The sequence below is a fragment of the Pseudomonas syringae pv. cilantro genome (assembly GCF_001293775.1).
GTDB classification, from domain to species: Bacteria; Pseudomonadota; Gammaproteobacteria; order Pseudomonadales; family Pseudomonadaceae; genus Aquipseudomonas; species Aquipseudomonas syringae_P.
On sequence record NZ_LGLN01000001.1, the window covers coordinates 4,709 to 5,687 of the forward strand.

Sequence of the window (979 nt, forward strand, 5' to 3'; positions counted from 1 at the left end):
GCTGGCAAGGTAGAAGGCGAACGGATGTGACGAAGATGAACCGGCGCCCTCCCCTGGCAGTCGCCATCAATGCTGCGGCTGGAGCACTGCAAAACCACTTGCTGCTCCAGCAGATGAAATTGGCTCAACAGCAGAATGCTGGCTCAGGTTCCACACCCAGTGACACTGAATCAGTGCGCGACGAACCTTATGCCGGCGTCGTCTTCAGTGGCAATCCACACGAAACGGTGCCCCGTGGCCTGCTGCTCGATGATCGTCTCTCACCGCTCGAGCGCAATGTCTGGCAAGTCTTCAGGCTGCTGATCAACGGTGATGGCGTCACGGCTTTTCCGAGCTATGAAAAGCTACGTCCCTACCTCGGTTCGTCGCCAGGTAAATCGGCCTCCAAAGAAACCGTGGCCAAGGCGTTGACCGTCCTGAGACTGACGCGCTGGCTCAGCCTTGGACAACGGGTACGTGACTCGGTCAGCGGTCGGGTGCAAGGCAACGTCTACATCCTGCACGATGAACCGGTGGGGTGTGCCGAGGCGATGGAAATCGATCACCACTATATGCAACTCGTCGGCCAGGCGCTTGAACATGCCAACAAAGCCGTCAGAGTCGTTGCAGACCATGCGTTCAAAGAGTTTGCAGCGGCAACAGGCACAATGCCTTCACGACTCGAAGTCATCGAGCAGAGATGGCAGCAGCAGGGATGGCATGACGCACCGCAAGCCATCGAACACGCACAGGATGGCACTGAGTTCGGAATCCGAACCAAGGGCTCAGACGAGTCAGATTCACTGAGTTCGGATTCCGAACTCAGTAAAAAAAGCCCGGGAGCGAATTTAAAAACACCGGGTTCGGATTCCGAACTCAGTCTGAATTCGGCCTCTTTCGGCTTGGTTCGGATTCCGAACTCATATAGTACGTATACCAATACAAATACATCTGTATGTAAAAGCTTTGTACCGCGCGAAGCTCAGGAAAGTGCGCAGGA

At 55.4% G+C, this 979-nt stretch carries 1 protein-coding gene; it reads left to right on the forward strand.

What is annotated here, in order from left to right:
- Positions 1-35 precede the first annotated feature (35 nt).
- Positions 36-979 (forward strand): STY4528 family pathogenicity island replication protein (locus ABJ99_RS00020; protein ID WP_054084080.1); only part of this gene is annotated, 944 nt, incomplete at its 3' end.